The 16,191-nt window shown below is 53.3% G+C and carries 14 protein-coding genes; 2 read left to right on the top strand and 12 right to left on the bottom strand.

Going from position 1 to position 16,191, the window contains the following annotated elements; genetic code table 11:
* The 11 genes from LK536_RS57580 to LK536_RS57530 form a co-directional block, all read right to left on the bottom strand.
* Positions 1-208 (bottom strand): hypothetical protein (locus LK536_RS57580; protein ID WP_506092269.1); only part of this gene is annotated, 208 nt, incomplete at its 3' end.
* 142 nt (positions 209-350) lie between these two features.
* A complete protein-coding gene (locus tag LK536_RS57575) occupies positions 351-653 on the bottom strand; it encodes a DUF6783 domain-containing protein (RefSeq protein WP_474913251.1) in 303 nt (100 codons plus the stop codon).
* A complete protein-coding gene (gene amrS, locus LK536_RS57570; protein ID WP_025482788.1) occupies positions 631-1,458 on the bottom strand; it encodes an AmmeMemoRadiSam system radical SAM enzyme in 828 nt (275 codons plus the stop codon). Before amrS ends, LK536_RS57575 begins: the two co-directional genes overlap by 23 nt.
* On the bottom strand, positions 1,455-2,861 hold the full coding sequence (gene amrA / locus LK536_RS57565) for an AmmeMemoRadiSam system protein A (protein WP_227796665.1): 1,407 nt from the start codon (positions 2,859-2,861) through the stop codon (positions 1,455-1,457). The genes amrS and amrA overlap by 4 nt, the downstream gene beginning before the upstream one ends.
* A 225-nt stretch (positions 2,862-3,086) precedes the next feature.
* Positions 3,087-3,854, bottom strand: coding sequence for a phosphonoacetaldehyde hydrolase (gene phnX, locus LK536_RS57560; protein ID WP_025482790.1), 768 nt, complete (start codon positions 3,852-3,854; stop codon positions 3,087-3,089).
* Position 3,855: 1 nt separating this feature from the next.
* Positions 3,856-4,977, bottom strand: a complete 1,122-nt coding sequence (phnW, locus tag LK536_RS57555; RefSeq protein WP_227796664.1) for a 2-aminoethylphosphonate--pyruvate transaminase — start codon at positions 4,975-4,977, stop codon at positions 3,856-3,858.
* A 33-nt stretch (positions 4,978-5,010) separates the two neighbouring features.
* Positions 5,011-7,641 carry an ABC transporter permease subunit gene (locus LK536_RS57550; RefSeq protein ID WP_227796663.1) on the bottom strand — a complete coding sequence of 877 codons (2,631 nt, stop codon included), beginning with the start codon at positions 7,639-7,641 and terminating at the stop codon, positions 5,011-5,013.
* Between the two features lie 25 nt (positions 7,642-7,666).
* On the bottom strand, positions 7,667-8,443 hold the full coding sequence (locus tag LK536_RS57545) for an ABC transporter ATP-binding protein (RefSeq protein WP_120056761.1): 777 nt from the start codon (positions 8,441-8,443) through the stop codon (positions 7,667-7,669).
* 229 nt (positions 8,444-8,672) lie between these two features.
* Positions 8,673-9,560, bottom strand: coding sequence for a MurR/RpiR family transcriptional regulator (locus LK536_RS57540; RefSeq protein WP_227796662.1), 888 nt, complete (start codon positions 9,558-9,560; stop codon positions 8,673-8,675).
* A gap of 347 nt (positions 9,561-9,907) precedes the next feature.
* Positions 9,908-10,135 carry an HPr family phosphocarrier protein gene (locus LK536_RS57535; RefSeq protein WP_008722508.1) on the bottom strand — a complete coding sequence of 76 codons (228 nt, stop codon included), beginning with the start codon at positions 10,133-10,135 and terminating at the stop codon, positions 9,908-9,910.
* 141 nt (positions 10,136-10,276) lie between these two features.
* Positions 10,277-11,311 carry a substrate-binding domain-containing protein gene (locus LK536_RS57530; RefSeq protein WP_025482793.1) on the bottom strand — a complete coding sequence of 345 codons (1,035 nt, stop codon included), beginning with the start codon at positions 11,309-11,311 and terminating at the stop codon, positions 10,277-10,279.
* Positions 11,312-11,460: 149 nt separating this feature from the next.
* Here LK536_RS57530 and LK536_RS57525 point away from each other — a divergent pair, with 149 nt between their 5' ends.
* Both LK536_RS57525 and LK536_RS57520 read left to right on the top strand, forming a co-directional pair.
* Complete coding sequence (locus LK536_RS57525; protein WP_227796661.1) at positions 11,461-13,014, top strand: response regulator transcription factor; 1,554 nt, start codon at positions 11,461-11,463, stop codon at positions 13,012-13,014.
* A complete protein-coding gene (locus LK536_RS57520; RefSeq protein ID WP_008722503.1) occupies positions 13,014-14,900 on the top strand; it encodes a sensor histidine kinase in 1,887 nt (628 codons plus the stop codon). The genes LK536_RS57525 and LK536_RS57520 overlap by 1 nt, the downstream gene beginning before the upstream one ends.
* 21 nt (positions 14,901-14,921) lie before the next feature.
* Here the strand turns inward: LK536_RS57520 and LK536_RS57515 are convergent, their stop codons facing one another.
* Positions 14,922-16,169 carry a TolC family protein gene (locus tag LK536_RS57515; protein WP_331472247.1) on the bottom strand — a complete coding sequence of 416 codons (1,248 nt, stop codon included), beginning with the start codon at positions 16,167-16,169 and terminating at the stop codon, positions 14,922-14,924.
* Between the last annotated feature and the right edge of the window lie 22 nt (positions 16,170-16,191).

Raw genomic sequence — 16,191 nt, 5'->3', positions numbered from 1 at the left:
TGTGGGCCTGTGGGGCCTGTTTCCCCCTGCCGTCCTTCCGGCCCGGGGATGCCCTGTGGGCCTGTGGGGCCTGTTTCTCCCTGCCGTCCTGCCGGCCCGGGTATCCCCCTGGGACCTGCGGGGCCTGTTGCCCCTTGCCGCCCTTCCGGCCCAGGTATCCCCTGAGGACCCATAGGCCCTGCCGGGCCGCGGCAACAGCAACAATCACATTCCCGGGGCCCTAAGTCATCCTGAGCACCAAAGTTACATCCATCCATTTGATTGTAATACATCATACTCTCCCCCTTGTGGCATACAGCAAATGCACTGCCGGGCTTCAGGCGGCAGTGCATTTGCATCCGTTACTATCATTATATGCGCATCCATGGCAAGGGGTATCCGAACCTATTGAAAAATCCATTTTTCCTGGACACCTGCTGTGAGAAGAGCCTGACCCTGACAGAAAATCCATTCCCGGTATCTGCACGCCTAGAACGTGTTTGAAAACTCATTCCCGCCGTCTGCAGGCCCCACTTCGCGGCATATTTGGTCCCAATTCGGTCAACGTAGCCCGCTACGCCTCCCTCATCGGGACCAAATCTCCCACAAAGTGGAACGCACAGCTGACGGAAAGCAATTTTCAAACACGCCCTAGCAATTCCCCGCAAACACATACTCCAGGCGGCCGCGTGCCGCCTCCACCAGCGCATACAGGCAGCCTATATCCGTTGCATCCCGGTCCGTCATCTTCCACATCGGAAAGAATCTGGTTATATGCAGGGGAATCCGCGGATTAACCGACGCAACCCATGCGGCAAGTTCCTTTATCTCTGCCTCTGAATCATTTTCCCCCGGCACAATCAGTGTTGTCAGCTCCACGTGGCATTCTCCTGCCGCGCGTTCTATGAAATGCTTCACCACCTCCAGGCTGCCTCCCAGTTTTTTGTAATAGCGGTCCGTAAATCCTTTCAGGTCGATGTTCATGGCATCTGTATAGGGCAGCAGTCCGTCCAGCACCCGGTCCGATGCACTGCCATTGGTCACGATTACATTTTTCATGCCCGCCATCCTGACAAGGCGGGCCGTATCCCGGACAAACTCCCATCCCACCAGCGGCTCATTGTACGTGTAGGCCACGCCGATGTTTCCCCTGTCCCTGAGGTCCGCGGCCCTGTCCGCCAGCTGCCCCGGCGTCACCGTCACCACCTCACTGTCCCTTTCCCCGGCCATGGATATCCCGTGGTTCTGGCAGAAGGGACATTTTAAATTGCAGCCAAAGCTTCCCACGGACAGGATCCGGCTTCCGGGACAGAACATGCGCAGGGGCTTTTTCTCAATCGGATCCAGGGCCATGGATGTAAGCCTGCCATAATTCAGGGGTACAATCCCATTGCCCCGGTTCCCTCTGGCCCGGCAGATACCGGTCTGCCCGTTTTCCAGGCTGCACCGGTGCATGCATACATCACATGTCATCCTCATCCCTTATCACCATGCCTTATGACTTCAAAGCGCTCCAGACCGACCCCGTCCTCATCCGGCCCAATCCCGGCCTTCTGCCTGGCAATGCCGATCTGCTCCCCTACCGTGTCCACTCCGTCCAGGTTTGGCAGCAGAAGCCCTCTTTTGCGTCCCTTTGTCACAATGACCCCGTAACGCTTCACATCCAGTTCCTCAGGCCCGCTTATGGGCGATGTCTCCCCCAGCACATCCACGCTGTATACCAGCTGCTGCAGTTCATCCTCCCTGACGGACGGGAACCTGGGGTCATGGATGCCAGCGCTTACCGCGTTCTGGATGATTTCCTCAGCCACATTCCCGCACACAGGCGCGATGGTGCCGATGCATCCCCTCAGCGCACCGTTCTTATGGATGGAGACAAAGACGCCTGCGCGTGATTTTAACATTTCGCCGGGCAGGCCTTCCTCCACTGCCTGGACCGGTATCATCCTTCTGGTATGCACGTAATGTTCCAGGGACTTTCTTGCCAGGGATACGTAGGCGTCTTCCGCTTCCTGCTTCTGCCTGCACACGGCCTGTTCCCGCTCCTCATATGCCTTCAGGAAACAGCGGCCTTCATCCTCCCCCTGTACTTCAAAGGTACAGATACCATATCCTACCCCAAAGGGACCCTCATAGGACAGGCGCTGCGGTTTTACCGCCATACCGTCCATGGCGCCCGCCATCATGGTAAAGCTTCTGTGTCCGCATTCGCCCGCCTTTTCGCAGAACCCTTCCGTGAAATCCAACAGCCCTCCAAACCTGCCCATGCCCATCACGTCCATGATGCGCTTATCGTATTCCGGCCCCTGGACGCTGAAACCATAAGGGCCGTCCTCTTTCAGCTTGTGGGAAAGATCGCCGCTGGCAATGATGACCGTCCTCCTGCCCAGGCGCTTTACCGCCTGTGCAATCAACTGTCCGGCCCTGTAATGGTCTGTAAAGGGAAGGCCGGAACCGCCAATCCGCACCAGCCGGTAATCACGGTAATACTGGTTGATGAAGTATAAGGGAACCATGGTTCCATGGTCCAGCTCCCTGTCCCTCTCCCTTTCCTTGCCCATGGGAAAATCAATATCATCCGCCAGGTCACAGAGTTCATTTACAAATTCAGTGTCATATTCCACTTCCACTGCTTCCTGGGAAGCCAGGAACTGGCCGAAGTCACCCTTTGCCCCTGTTCCCGGGGAAATGTGGAAATAGTCCGCATACATCACGGCATGGGGCGACAGCACCACAATGGTGTCCGGCTTTGAGGCCGCGGCCAGTCTGGCTGCCTGGTGATATGCCTCCACCGTATCCTTTATCCGTACCTGCTGGCCCCGTCCCACATCGGGTATGATAAGGGGCGGGTGGGGTACCATGATTCCTGCAATAATAGCCATAGGGCATCTCCTTTCCTTTGTTGCCTTTCCAACCATAACTACTTAATATTATAGCCAAAAGAAAGGAATACTTCAATGCCGGGGAACCATGAAACCGGCACATGTAACTGACAGCCCTGGAAAACAGCTGCAGCCGACAACCCTGACACGCAGATGCAGCTGACAGCCCCGACACGCAGATGCAGCTGACAGCCCCGACACGCAGATGCAGCTGACAGCCGGAACTTATATAAGTTCCAGGACCCCCCGTATATCCCTGACCACCCAGTCAGCCCCTGCCTCCAGGAACTTCCGGCTCACGGTCTTGCAGGCATATTCCCTGTCCTCCGGGGAAAGGGCCTCATATTCCTCCATGGACAGGCCCATGGCAGAGCTTCCCTCCACGATGCCCACCGTATAAACACCTGCGTTTTTTCCTTCTTTTATATCAGAAACCGTATCCCCCACTTTCATGACCCGCCTGACATCGGATAGCCCCAGGGCCTCCATGTTGCGGAAAATCATATATGGGTACGGCCTCCCTTTGTGTCCCGTGGAATCCGGGCTGAACCAGCAGTCCGGGCTGTAGCCCTTCTGCGCAGCGGCAGGCGCCACGATGCCCATCATTGCATCCGTATATCCGGTGGTGGAGCCGATCCGGATTCCGTGGCCGCGCAGCGTTTCCACGGTTTCTGTCACATACGGCTTCACATCGGTGAATCCGCCTGCCAGGCCAAGGATCTTACTTTCGCTGAGAAGATAGACCTGTTCCACATCCTCCTGGGTAAACGCCCGGCCGTGGATCCTTTCCCATTCCCCGGAAATCCGCTCCATCTCCAGCATGGTCCGCACATGGTCGCGTTTCAGCATGCCCATGGGCCCCCGTATCTCGTCCATGGTGGGCTGGATTCCGTATTCCCCAAATGCCTCCGCAAAGGCCTGTACCGGGGCAAAGCACCCGTAATCCACGGTGGTGCCTGCCCAGTCAAGAATAACTGCGTCAAATAATGCCATTTTACTGTTCCTCCCTGTCATTTTCCTGGTTTTCCTTATCCTCCAGGAACTCTTTTATTATACTGTAAAGCTTTATGATATCATCCTCATAAATCTCCCCGATATTACCGATCCGGAAGGTATCCGCGTCCGTCACCTTGCCAGGATAGATGGCATATCCCCGTTCCTTTATGTAACGGTACATTTCCTCAAAGGAAAAGCTGCTGTCCTCCGGGTAGAAAAAAGTGGTGATGATGGGCCCCTGATATTCCCCTTCAATATATGGACGGATCCCAAGTTCCGCCAGCTTTTCAATCAGCAGCCTGTTATTGCCGGCATACCGTCTGCTCCTGGCCTCAATCCCGCCTTCTTCCTCCATTTCCCTGAGCGCCTGTGCAAAGGCCAGCACCGTATGGGTGGGGGAGGTGAATCTCCATTTCCCGTCCTTTTCCATGGTCTCCCACTGACTGTACAGGTCCAGGGACAGGCTTGGCGCCTTCCCGTTGCATTTCATAAGTTCATCCCGGCGGCAGATGATGAAGGAAAATCCCGGCACGCCCTGGATGCATTTGTTGGCGCTGCTGATGATGAAATCAATCCCTAAATCCCCGACCGGTATATCCACGCCGCCGAAGCTGCTCATGGCGTCCACGATAAAGACACGCCCCGCTTCCTTCACCACCTTTGCCACAGATGCGATATCGTTTAAAATCCCGGATGTTGTCTCGCTGTGCACCATGGAGACATGGGTGATTTCCGGGTTCTTCTGAATGAGCTCACGGATCCGGTCCGCACAGGGCACCCGGTCATATTCCTCACAGTACTGGATGAACGGGATTCCTGCGTGCTTTGCAATATCCGCCATCCGGTCCCCGTAGGCGCCGTTGGAGGCAATGAGCAGGCAGTCCTCCGGCCCGGCGGAGCTTGTGAGGACGGACTCCACCCCAAAGGTCCCGCTGCCCTGCATCAGTACGCATGTATATTCAGGCTCCCCGACATGGGCCAGCCCAAGAAGTTTCCTGCGGATTTCCTGTGTGATTTCCTTATAATCATCATCCCAGGTGCAGTGGTCAAATAGCATCTCTTTCTTCACGGTATCCGTGGTCGTTAAAGGCCCCGGTGTCAGCAGCTTATAATTCATCATATCCGTTTACTCCTCTTTCTTCTTGTTTGTGGTTTATTTACAGCTTTCTGAAAGGTCCTGATGCTGTTTCAGCAGGTCCACTGTCAGCTTTTGGGGAAATACCTTTGGATAGGCGGACATATTGGCAGGATTCCCCTGCTCCCCTTCATAAACCGGCAGGGGATATGTCTTAATCAGCTCCGCCCTTCCGCTTTTAATGATGCACTCAGCCATCTTCTGGGCCATTGGGCTGGTCTTACCGCCTTTATCAATCACTGCCACGGATTCAGTCAGGGAGAAGTTCCCTTCCAGGGGGTCCACATAGTCTACCGGCAGTCCCTGGGCCTTATCTGACACGGCCTGATGGCGCAGGCCGAATCCAATGGCCACCTCCCCTGCGCGCACCTTCTTAAGGGGAGCCGATCCGGAGCTTTCCACATGGGGTCCGGCATTTTTATAAATCCCGGTAAGCACCTCCCTGGCGCCATCCTCACCGTATTCACTGATAAGGGCCTGCATCAGCAGCCATGCGGTGGATGAACTTTTGATATCCGTCACCGATACAAAGCCCTCATACTCCGGCTTTGACAGATCCTTTAAACAGACGGGCATGGCCAGGTTATTTTCCTTCATCATCTCGGTGTTGACAATGATTGCGCCCTCCTGCTTCGTAATGGGCGTGTAGTAAGAGGGGTATTCCTCCATTGCCCCGGCATCAAAGGCAAGGTCCGCGAACATATGGTTCTGGTCCTGGGCGCTTTCCAGGTAAAAGGAGCTCATGGTGACCACGTCCGCCTCTATGTTGGTCCCCTCTGCCAGCAGCTTGCCGCCAAGTTCAGAGGTCCCAAAGGACTGGAGAAGGTATTTTCCTTCAAATCCATTGCCGTCCAGGGCATGTTTCATGGCTTCTATGGCCTCATCATCCGCATTGGAGTAGATTACCACCTGTGATTCCTTCCCGGAACAGCCGGTTAATGTGAGGGCTGACGCTGCAATCAATGCAGTCATTCCCAGGGTTGCTGCTTTTTTCCACTTTTTCATAAACTTTCCTCTTTTCATTTTTATATTTTCCCTTCTTCCTGATAAAGCGCCAAACAACGCCTTGGCCCCAAGGTTCGTGGCCATGATCAGGAGGGAGAGCACAAATATCTCATTGAATTTTGTATAATACTGCAGTTCCTTTATTTTCGTCGTGATGACCATGGTCCTGGCGCCTGCGATGAAAATGACGGCGCTGACCGTCACCATTGCATTGACAAAATAATAGCTGAATACCTCCAGCAGGGTGGATACCGCGTTGGGCGTGACCACCCGCAGGATGGTCTTAAACCAGGTATCCCCCATGAGCAGGGCGGTTGTCTCCCAGGATGCGTTCATTTTCGCAAGGGAGCTCTTCATCATCAGGTATGGCGTGGAGAAAAAATGCACCACATTACAGATGACCAGGAGGAAAAACGTATTCTGCACCGGGGTGCCGGAAAAGGTGAACAGGAATGCAATGCCGATTACCATGCCGGGTATGGTGTTTGTCACCAGGGCAATGCTTTCTATGATGTCCTTCAGCCTTTGATCCAGGCTGCTTCTGGCCGTTGCAAGGGCTGCCCCGTAAACAATCAGCGAGCCGGTCAGGGCGGTCAGCACCGCAACCAGGATGGAGTTCCTGTACACTGCCGACAGGGAGGAATCCCGGAACACATCCCATACATGGCTGAATGTAAGATCCATCTGATAGGGCCATTCCCGCACCATGGGCACCACGAATATGACGGCAAACACGCACAGGACGCAAGTCAGGATGGCGCAGGACGCCGCGCCGCAGAACACATCCCGGAGCCTGCCTCTGCGGATTTCAGTATTGGAAATCCGGCTGTACCGGATATTATAGCGCTCCAGGTAATGGAGCAGGGAAATGCTCACAACGGACGGCACCAGCATGGACATGGCCACCACGGCCCCGCGGTTGAAATCCGGCACGCTTCCCAGCATTTCATTGTAAAGCACCGAAGCCACCACGTCATACTGCCCTCCCACGGACGCCGGGATGCCGTAATCCGTGAAGCAGAGGAAAAAGCACTGTACAAACGAAGCTGCCAGGGTTCCAAGAAGCGGCCTGAGCACGGTTCCAAGAAAGGTGGAAAACGGGCTGTCCCCCATGATCCTGGATACAATCATGAACTTTTTATCAATAAAACTCATGGAATTGAATATCAGCATGAAGGAAACAGGAAGGGTGTAGATCACATACCCCAAAAGCAGTCCCCAGAAGCCGTATATGTCAAAGAGCTGCCTTCCCAACAGCCTGGTCAGAAGCCCCTGTTTCCCAAAGGAATAGATGATTGCGAATCCATATGTGATGGTGGGCAGCAGCATGGGAATCACGGCCGCCAGGCGTATGAACCCCTTAAGCCCTCTGGGCACATTGGTGTAATGGATGGTATAGGAAAGGATGAATGCCAGGACCGTGGTCACGGCCGCGCTGAGGGATGCCACAGCCGCGCTCCTTGCAAATGCTCCCGCAAATCCCTTCCCGGTAAGCACATCCGCATAATGCGACAGGGCAATGCCTCCCTGGCACTCAAAGGATTTCCCCAAAAGAAGCAGGATGGGAACCAGCAGGAATACCAGGAAAACACCGGTGACCAGCGCGTAAATGCCCTTGATTTCTCTCTCTTTCATCGTCTTCATTGTAAAATCTCCCATCATTTCCCGGTCAGCCCGCCTGCATGATCACGCGGTCAGCCAGTTCCCTCTGGAACAGGGAGAAAATGTTGTTCTTTTTTATCTCCAGCTGGTTTAAGATGAATTCCTCCACAAAGCGGTCCGCTGGCGCGCCTATAATCTCCTCCGGCCTGCCAAACTGTGCAATACCTCCCTGATTCACAATCATCACCTTGTCGGAAAGGGTCAGGGCTTCCTCCGGGTCATGTGTCACAATCACCGTGGTCAGTTTGAATTCCCTGGCAATCTCCTTGATTTTTTCTTTAATGGATTCCTTGATTACCCCGTCCAGGGCGCTTAAGGGTTCGTCCAGCAGCAGGATCCTGGGCTTCATGACCATGGTCCTGGCCAGCGCCACCCTCTGCTTCTGCCCGCCGGAGAGCTGGTCAATCCGTTTGCACAGATGTTCCCTGAGTCCCAAAAGGTCAATGAATTCCTCCACCTCCTGGTTCGTGGAAATCCCCGGCCGGTTCTTAAGCCCGTATGTAATGTTTTTATATACATTGAGGTTGGGGAACAGCGCATAATCCTGGAATACAATGTTAAATCCCCTCTCCTCCATGGGAACCCGGGTGATGTCCTGTCCCTGGAACAGCATCTGCCCGCTGTCCGCGTCCGTGATTCCAAGAATCAGGTTCAGCAGGGTGGTTTTCCCGCATCCCGACGGACCCAGGATGGATACGATTTCCCCGTCCCCGATTGTCAGGTTGATGTCCTCCAATATGGTTACCCCGTCAAATGATTTCCTGATATGTTTTAATTCCAGCATAAATGCCCTCCTTTTAATCTGCCCAGACCGTTTTTCTAAACACCCACATTAAAGCACAACCGTCCGGCCGAATACAACAAGATCCATGTAAGTCCTTTGTAAAGGGAGGGTAAAGCCACAAAATGGAAAAAAAGAAGGCTTGTAGTATTTCTACAAAACCTTCTTTCTAATACGGCGGGAATGAATTGCCAAGCACGCCCCGGTATGCCTGCGTATGATCCGGCTGCCCTCAGTACGCCTGCCTGCGTATGATCCGGCTGCTCTCATCCAGCTTTTCTGTAAAATGTCCATAGTCCCTGAGGATGATACCCATGTAAATCATGTCTACCACGGCAGTCTGGGACATGCGGGAAAATATGGCATTGCCATACAGGAGCTGCTGGCTGCTGGTACACAGCAGTATATCCGCATGGCCCGCAATCAGCGAATGTTCAAAATTCGTGATGGCAATGGTGGCAGCCCCCTTCTTTTTCGCCAGCTTCATCACGTCCACCGTATTCTTAGATGAACCGGAATAGGATATGCCGATTGCAACATCCCGGCTGTCCAGATTGCCGGCGCTTATATGCTGGAGATAGATATCGTTGTACATGATGCAGTTAAACCCCAGATACATAAGCTTTGTGACCAGGTCCCCTGCAACAGAGGCCGAATTCTCCACGTAGTAGACGGCAATCTGCCTGGCGCCGCAGATGAGTTTTGCCGCCCTGCCGATGGATGACGGGGATATATGTTTTAACGCATCATCCAGATAAGACACGGACTGGGCCACCACGCGCCCGGGAACTTCCTCCGGCCGGTCCCGGGCGGATATCTCATAGCCATACCGCAGGACCTCCTCTGAACGCCCGCCTTCCTCCTCTCCCATCCCACTGCCATTACCGCCCAGGGACGCCTTCAAGACCTGGTACTTGAATTCCTTAAAGCCTTCCAGTCCCAGGGCTTTCACGAACCGCATCACGGTGGGCTGGCTGACCCCGGCCGCCCTGGCCATGGCCGCAATGGACATTGTCTCCATCGGTCCGTCATACCCCAGGTAATAGTCCGCTGCCTTTTGTTCGGATTTGCGCAGGCTGGCATATATTCTTTTTATCTCATATTCCAATGGTTTTGCCATTTCTCCCCTTCTTTCCGGGATTCTGTTTCCGAACCCCCAATTATCTGCCCGGTACTTTTTCTACAGGATCCCAGCATCCGTCCTGCGCCCGTACCCAAGTGCCATTTTTCCTGTCCGGGTCAAAGACCCTGCAGCCCTTTGTACTTTTTTCCGTACAAAGGATTGCGGGCAGGTTCCTGTCCATTGTCACATCCTGCCAGAAGGAGCGATACCATTGTTTTATAAAACTTTCGTAAAGGGATGGTAAAATATAGAAAAGCAGGATAATCCAGGGAAAAAGGAACCGGCCGGTGCATATCCTGCAACCGGCCGGTTCCTGTATTTTAAGTATGGGAATTCATGTTCAATCACGCTGCATAAGGAGCGATTTCTTCCAGAAGCCCGTCACATTCATCTGTGTGAAGGATCAGCTCAACTGTTTTGGACTTTGCCAGGGATAACACCCCGACCACTGATTTGGCATCGACCACACGGCTGCCGCATTTTACATCTGCATCATATGAATAGCGGTTGATGATCCGGACGAAATTAATGATCTGGTCTGCCTGGTCAAATTTTACAAGTATATGTTTCATCTTTATTCACCTCCGTATAGTATATTTCGAATTCTTCATCTGTATACCGTTCTTTTTCTTTACGCTCTTATCATAGCACGCAGACCATTGCAATTCTATGGTAATATCTTTTTAAATGGCGTAAAATTGTCCTTTCTTTTCCTATAACCGCGTTTCCCAGTACCCAATATTGTCCTTATCGATACGGATTGGCTCCCCGGATATGATTTCCAGACCGCCGTCATATCCCGTGCTTATCCTGTATGCGGCGCCATTATCCAGAAGGATATCCTTCCCCGGCTGTTCTTCTATGTTCCCGGACCACAGCCCCATGGACACGAAGCCCGCCACCTTTCCCATCTCCACCGGGTCCCATATGTACATCACAGGGCATATATCCTCTTCCCCGTCCCCAATGTATTCCGCCATCTGGCTGGGCAGGCCCAGGCCTATTACCTTCACCGTCTTTTCTTTTCCCTGCTTTTTTACCACATCCGCGGCAGCCTTGATTCCCTCCGTGGACAGGCTGCAGATGACTTTCACCTCCGGGTAGTTCTTTAACAGGCGTTCCGTCTCCTTTACAGCCTTATCGTACACGCCTTCCCCAAAAGCAATGTCCACCAGGCGCATGTCCTTATATCCGGACTCCTCCAGTTCCTTTTTCATCCAGTACATCCACTCATTCTGGTTGGCGGAACGGCTGCCCGCGGAAAGGATGCACCACTGGCCGCTGCCGCTGCATATGTCACAGGCGGAACGTACCAGGGCACGCCCCAGCTTTTCTGCGTCCACCGGTTTAATGTAAATGCTCCTGCTGTCCGCCTTGACGTCCGCGTCCAGGGTAATCACGGATATCCCCTTTTCCCTGGCCTCCCGGAGGACCGGCGCCAGAGCATCTTCATCATTGGCAGCCACCGCAATGGCATCCACCTGCTCGTGGATCAGGTTGCGGATCAGCCGGACCTGTTCCTGTGCCGTGGCCTCATCCGGATACAGGGTGATGCAGTTCTTGCCCGCATCCTCTATGACACGGCGGTATCCCTGGCTGGCCAGCTCGTTATACCAGTTGTCCCTGGACTTCATGATAATGGCGTAGGTCCCCTTGTCATGAAGCTGCTGTCCATAACAGGAACTTATGAAAATCCCTGCTATCATCAGTATCACAGCAAGTATCCATGCACCATGCCTGCCTTTCATCTTCTCCACCGCCTTCAATGAATTTCTTTTTCCAGTATATACCTAACAGGGGATTTTGTCTATTTTCATTGCAAATTATCGAATTCTTGTTAAAATAATGATATAAGCCATCATTATGGGTTTACCGACAGAAAGGGACGTTGATATAGATGAAACTACTAATTGCTGATGATGAGAAGCTGACCAGGGAAGGCATACGGGACCGCCTGGATTTACAGGGTCTGGGGATATCCGGAGTGTTCCTGGCTGATGACGGTGTCCACGGCCTTGAAACAGCCCTGAAGGAATCGCCCGACATCGTGCTTACGGATATACGGATGCCGCGGATGAACGGCGTCCAGATGGCGGAGCAGATCCTGGCCGCCAATCCAGGTACCGTCATCATTTTCATGAGCGCTTACTCAGATAAGGAATATCTGAAAGCAGCCATCAAGCTGAAGGCCGTAAGTTATGTGGAAAAACCCCTGGATATGGAAGAGCTGAAACAGGCTTTGGGCGAGGCCGTGGAAACACGCAGGACCATGAGCACCCACCTGGCCGCGTCCAGAAGCCACGAAAAGGAACAGCTGGGCCATCTCACCCTCCTGCTGACCGAACCGGAGCCGGAAAGCCTTGATGAGGCCGGTGAACTGATTGGGAGTCTTGGGCTTCCCATCAATTCCTCCACCTGTTTCAGCGCCCTGCTGCTGGACAGCCAGACCCCCGTCACCCTGCTTCCTGAGAACAGGATGGACGAGGTCAGGGATTCATTCAGCAGCATGCTGGCGGACAAGGGGATAGGACAGATGTATTTCATACGGGCGGACCGCTATATCATCATTTTCCTGTATTCCGATGCCAGGCAGGAGGAAAAGCTGATTCACGACTGCGCCGCCTTCCTGTCCAAACAGCTGAATGAAATCTCCCGTTTCTTCGTTTCCGTAGGCCCGGTGGTCAGCGGCGTGGAGCGGGCACACATCTCCTATATGGAAGCAAAGGAGCATTTAAAAGAAAGCTTCTTCCATGAATATGGTTTCATCCTGGACAAGGACACGGCCAATGCCCCCTTCCATCCCCCGGCCGACGTGCTGATGGAATTCTCCATGGCCCTGGCCGAAAAGCAGGAGGACCAGGCCCTTAAACTGGCAGGACAGCTTTACCAGTCGTTTGTGCCCAATGACGTGCTGGGTCCCAGCCAGGTCAAGGATATCTATTATAAGTATTTAAGCAAGCTGGATGAACACGGCATGAACAACTACATTTCCCTGTGGCAGAAAGAAGGACTGAATACGGAAAGCATCTGGGAGGGCGTCATGGGGTGCGCTACCCTGAAGGAACTTCATGACCTGCTGTGTGCCAAGGTCAGGCAGTTCTTTGAACAGCTGGAGGACAGCCAGGGCGAGAATCCCGTGGTGTTCCAGATTAAGGAATTCATCCAGCAGAATTACGCCGCGCCCTCCCTGTCCGTCCCGGATGTAAGCGAACACGTCCATCTGTCACCCAGCTATGTGTGTACGGTATTTAAAAATGAAACAGGCCAGACCTTAAACCAGTACCTGACGGATTACAGGATCAAGATGTCCAAGCAGTTCTTAAGCGACCCCCGCTATAAGATAGCGGACATATCCTCCAAGGTGGGATACAGCGACGGCAATTATTACAGCAAGGCATTTAAAAAAATCGTGGGGCTGTCCCCTTCTGAATACAGGGAGAAGATGCTCTGATGAAAAATCCAATCCAACAGCTGATCCACCGCTATACGTATGATATGCGGCTGAAGACGAAACTGGTCATATCCCATATCGTCCTGATCCTGCTGCCCACCGCAGTGCTGTCAGGTTTCTTTTTCCTGCGCATTTATGATATTGTCATGAAGGACAGCATCCGCTCTGAACAGGTGCTGTCCGCCCAGACCGTCAATTCCCTCGAGAACCTGATATCCCACGTGTCCGCATCCTCTGATACCATAACCAACTCCCTGTTTGTGCAGGATGTGTTCCGCATCCCCATAGAAGATGCGAAGGATAAGACCATCTCCACTTCCAGGATGAACAGCCTCTTCCATCTGGCCCGCAGCATGACAGACACCTCCCTGATCACAGATGTGAAAATATACTATGATGACCAGGCGTACGGTGACCTGCAGCAGTACAACCAGATCAATAACGCCCTGTTCCTGCCCATGTCCACAATATCCAGCAGCTACTGGTACGGGATTTACAGCACCTCCCACAGTACTTCCCTGCTTTGCCCTGAACTGTACCTGTCCCCCACCGAGGCGGAAAAGAATGGGCGCCTTGCATATATCACGCGCATTCCATATTCGGACAGCGAACCTGCCATTGACAGTTCCAGAAGCGCTTCTGCCTATATCGCAGTCTATTTTTCCAGGACTTCCTTTGATAATGTGCTCAGCAAGGACGCGACGGTCATGGACGAGGCCGCGTTCATCATCAACAGCAGGGATGTGATTGTCTCTGCATCAGACATGGCGCTGGCCGGGATGTACTATATGCCCCATTCCGAATTCAACTCACGCATGGGCATGGAAAAGGAGTTTTCCCTGGTTTCATTTATGGACAGCTCTGCTTACGCGGCCTATTTTCCAATCAAGGACACGGACTGGATCATGGTTTCCGTGATTCCCGCCCTCCATATCACGGACGCTGGCCGGGACATGATGACACACTTTGCGCTGATCTACCTTTTCTTTACGGCGATTGCCATGTACATCTCCTTTCAGCTGTCCGGCTCCATAGCAGACCGTATCATTACCGTTGCCCTGCAGATGGAAAAGGTCCGCACCGGACGGCCCCAGCCCTTAGACATCGGTGACACAGGCTGTGACGAGATCGGCGTGCTGGCCGACACCTACAACTACATGACAGAGGAAATCGGCCTGCTCATGGACAGCCAGAAGGATGCCGCGGACAATCTGCGGCGCGCTGAATTCCGCGCCCTGCAGGCCCAGATCAATCCGCATTTCCTCTATAATACCCTGGACATGATAAACTGGCTGTCCCAGACCGGGAGGAACCAGGAGGTAACACGGGCCATCCAGGCCCTGTCCCGTTTCTACAAGCTGACCTTAAGCCGCAACGGGCTTATGAACTCCATCGAGACAGAACTCCAGCATGTGAGCCTTTATATCAGTCTGCAGAACATGCGCTATGACAACTGCGTCACCTTTGTGATGGATGTGCCGGATGAGCTTTACGATTACACCATCCCCAAGCTTACCTTCCAGCCCATTGTGGAAAATGCATTCTTACACGGCATCATGACAACGGAACAGAAAAAAGGCAGCATCCTGCTCACCGGATGGAAGTCAGGGGATGATATCGAATTCATCATCTCTGACGACGGGGCAGGCATACCGCCTGAAAAACTGGATACCCTGATGCACGATATGGGGCATGCGGATATGGACGCCGGGGTAAAGCAGCAGGCTTCCCCCGGGCATATCGGGATTTATAACACGAACCTCAGGCTCAAAAGCCTGTATGGGGAAATGTACGGCCTTTCCTTTACCAGCACGCTGGGCAGGGGGACCGAGGTCACTGTGCGGATACCGGCGCGGCATATTACGGATTCGCTGGAGCAGGTGTGATGTGGCCTGTTGCAGTCCCCGTCAGCTAATCCCCTTCACCTCCCAGCAATAAGATTCATACGCCTGGACCAGGTTCATGGAAGCAGTCTCTTTTGCAGCCTTACTTTTGGCATAGTCCGCCTCTCCCTGGAGATATTCCGTATTGGACAGCATACCTGCCGCCTGCCTGCGCTTTTGGGACTGGTAAACAAGTTCCGCGCCTGTATAGGATTCCAGCGCTGCCTGGTACTGTAAAAGCTGTGCCTGGAGTTCCTGGTAGGCGGCGGTAATGGAGGCTTCAGCGGTTCCCTCCGCCTCATCCACCTGCCTGAACCTCTGGTTAATCTCCGCTGTGCTGACGGCCTTTGAATGGCGCTGGCTCTGGACATTGGAATCATTGCCAATGGCCTTACTCTTATCGCCCTCAAAGTCAATGGCCCCGATGGCGGACAGGTCTGGCTCAGGTATGGCTCCGATGGATACAGATTCACTGTCCTCCAGCCCCAGCATGTTAAGCAGCTTAAACCGCAGCTGCTTTTCCTGTTCCTTAAGGGAGGCCAGGGATGTGCGGGCCTGTTCCAGGCGGTTCTGCCCTTCCTGTACCTCTGCCTGTGTGGCGGTTCCCGCCTGGCCCTTCCTGACAAGGGACTGGTAAGAAGCTTCCAGGGCATTTACGCTTTTTTCCGTGGCCTTAACATTGCTGGCCATCTGATTGTAGGAATTCATCAGGGTCTGGGCCGTGTAGGTATAGGAGTCTGCGGATTTCTCAATGCTTCTGGTGCTCTTTTCATCTGTCAGGTTCTTTATCTGGTTATAGATACGTTTGGCAGAAGATTTCAGCATGGAGGCATTGGATGCGTAAAGGGCGGCTGTCTCCATTCCCTTGCTGTCCGCGTCATCTTCCATTTCCTCCGCCTTATCTTCCAGGTTATCCTGTTCCCACTTCATGGTGTCCCACATTTCCTGATACGCATTGATGGAATCTTCCTGGTCTTCTATGGTCTTTTTAAGGGTCAGGTTGCCTTCTTTCAAAAGAGTGCGCAGATTGCCGTATTCCACAGTCATTTCCCGGGATGCGGCCTCCTGTATTACCGCGGAAGCTGCCATGGATACCCCCGTATCTGCCCTATCTGCTGTATATTCTGTATCTGCCATGGATTCCATATCTGCCGTATATTCTGTATTTGCCGTATATTCCGCATCCGCCCCTTCTGCCAGGACCGTCAATGTGCCTGACAAAGCCATGGAGAGGGACAGCATGCCTGACAGAAGCCAATATTTTCCCTTCATCTTTCTGCCTCCTTTCCGATTC

This window comes from Clostridium pacaense (assembly GCF_020709765.2).
Classification (GTDB): Bacteria; Bacillota; Clostridia; order Lachnospirales; family Lachnospiraceae; genus Enterocloster; species Enterocloster hominis.
The sequence above is the reverse complement of the archived record's forward strand: the minus strand, read 5'-3'. Positions and strand labels throughout refer to the sequence as shown.

Coding starts and splice junctions, on each gene's coding strand:
- LK536_RS57575 (WP_474913251.1), bottom strand. CDS start 653: ATGTGTTTGCGGGGAATTGCTAGGGCGTGTTTGAAAATTGCTTTCCGT.
- amrS (WP_025482788.1), bottom strand. CDS start 1,458: ATGAGGATGACATGTGATGTATGCATGCACCGGTGCAGCCTGGAAAAC.
- amrA (WP_227796665.1), bottom strand. CDS start 2,861: ATGGCTATTATTGCAGGAATCATGGTACCCCACCCGCCCCTTATCATA.
- phnX (WP_025482790.1), bottom strand. CDS start 3,854: ATGGCATTATTTGACGCAGTTATTCTTGACTGGGCAGGCACCACCGTG.
- phnW (WP_227796664.1), bottom strand. CDS start 4,977: ATGATGAATTATAAGCTGCTGACACCGGGGCCTTTAACGACCACGGAT.
- LK536_RS57550 (WP_227796663.1), bottom strand. CDS start 7,641: ATGAAGACGATGAAAGAGAGAGAAATCAAGGGCATTTACGCGCTGGTC.
- LK536_RS57545 (WP_120056761.1), bottom strand. CDS start 8,443: ATGCTGGAATTAAAACATATCAGGAAATCATTTGACGGGGTAACCATA.
- LK536_RS57540 (WP_227796662.1), bottom strand. CDS start 9,560: ATGGCAAAACCATTGGAATATGAGATAAAAAGAATATATGCCAGCCTG.
- LK536_RS57535 (WP_008722508.1), bottom strand. CDS start 10,135: ATGAAACATATACTTGTAAAATTTGACCAGGCAGACCAGATCATTAAT.
- LK536_RS57530 (WP_025482793.1), bottom strand. CDS start 11,311: ATGAAAGGCAGGCATGGTGCATGGATACTTGCTGTGATACTGATGATA.
- LK536_RS57525 (WP_227796661.1), top strand. CDS start 11,461: ATGAAACTACTAATTGCTGATGATGAGAAGCTGACCAGGGAAGGCATA.
- LK536_RS57520 (WP_008722503.1), top strand. CDS start 13,014: ATGAAAAATCCAATCCAACAGCTGATCCACCGCTATACGTATGATATG.
- LK536_RS57515 (WP_331472247.1), bottom strand. CDS start 16,169: ATGAAGGGAAAATATTGGCTTCTGTCAGGCATGCTGTCCCTCTCCATG.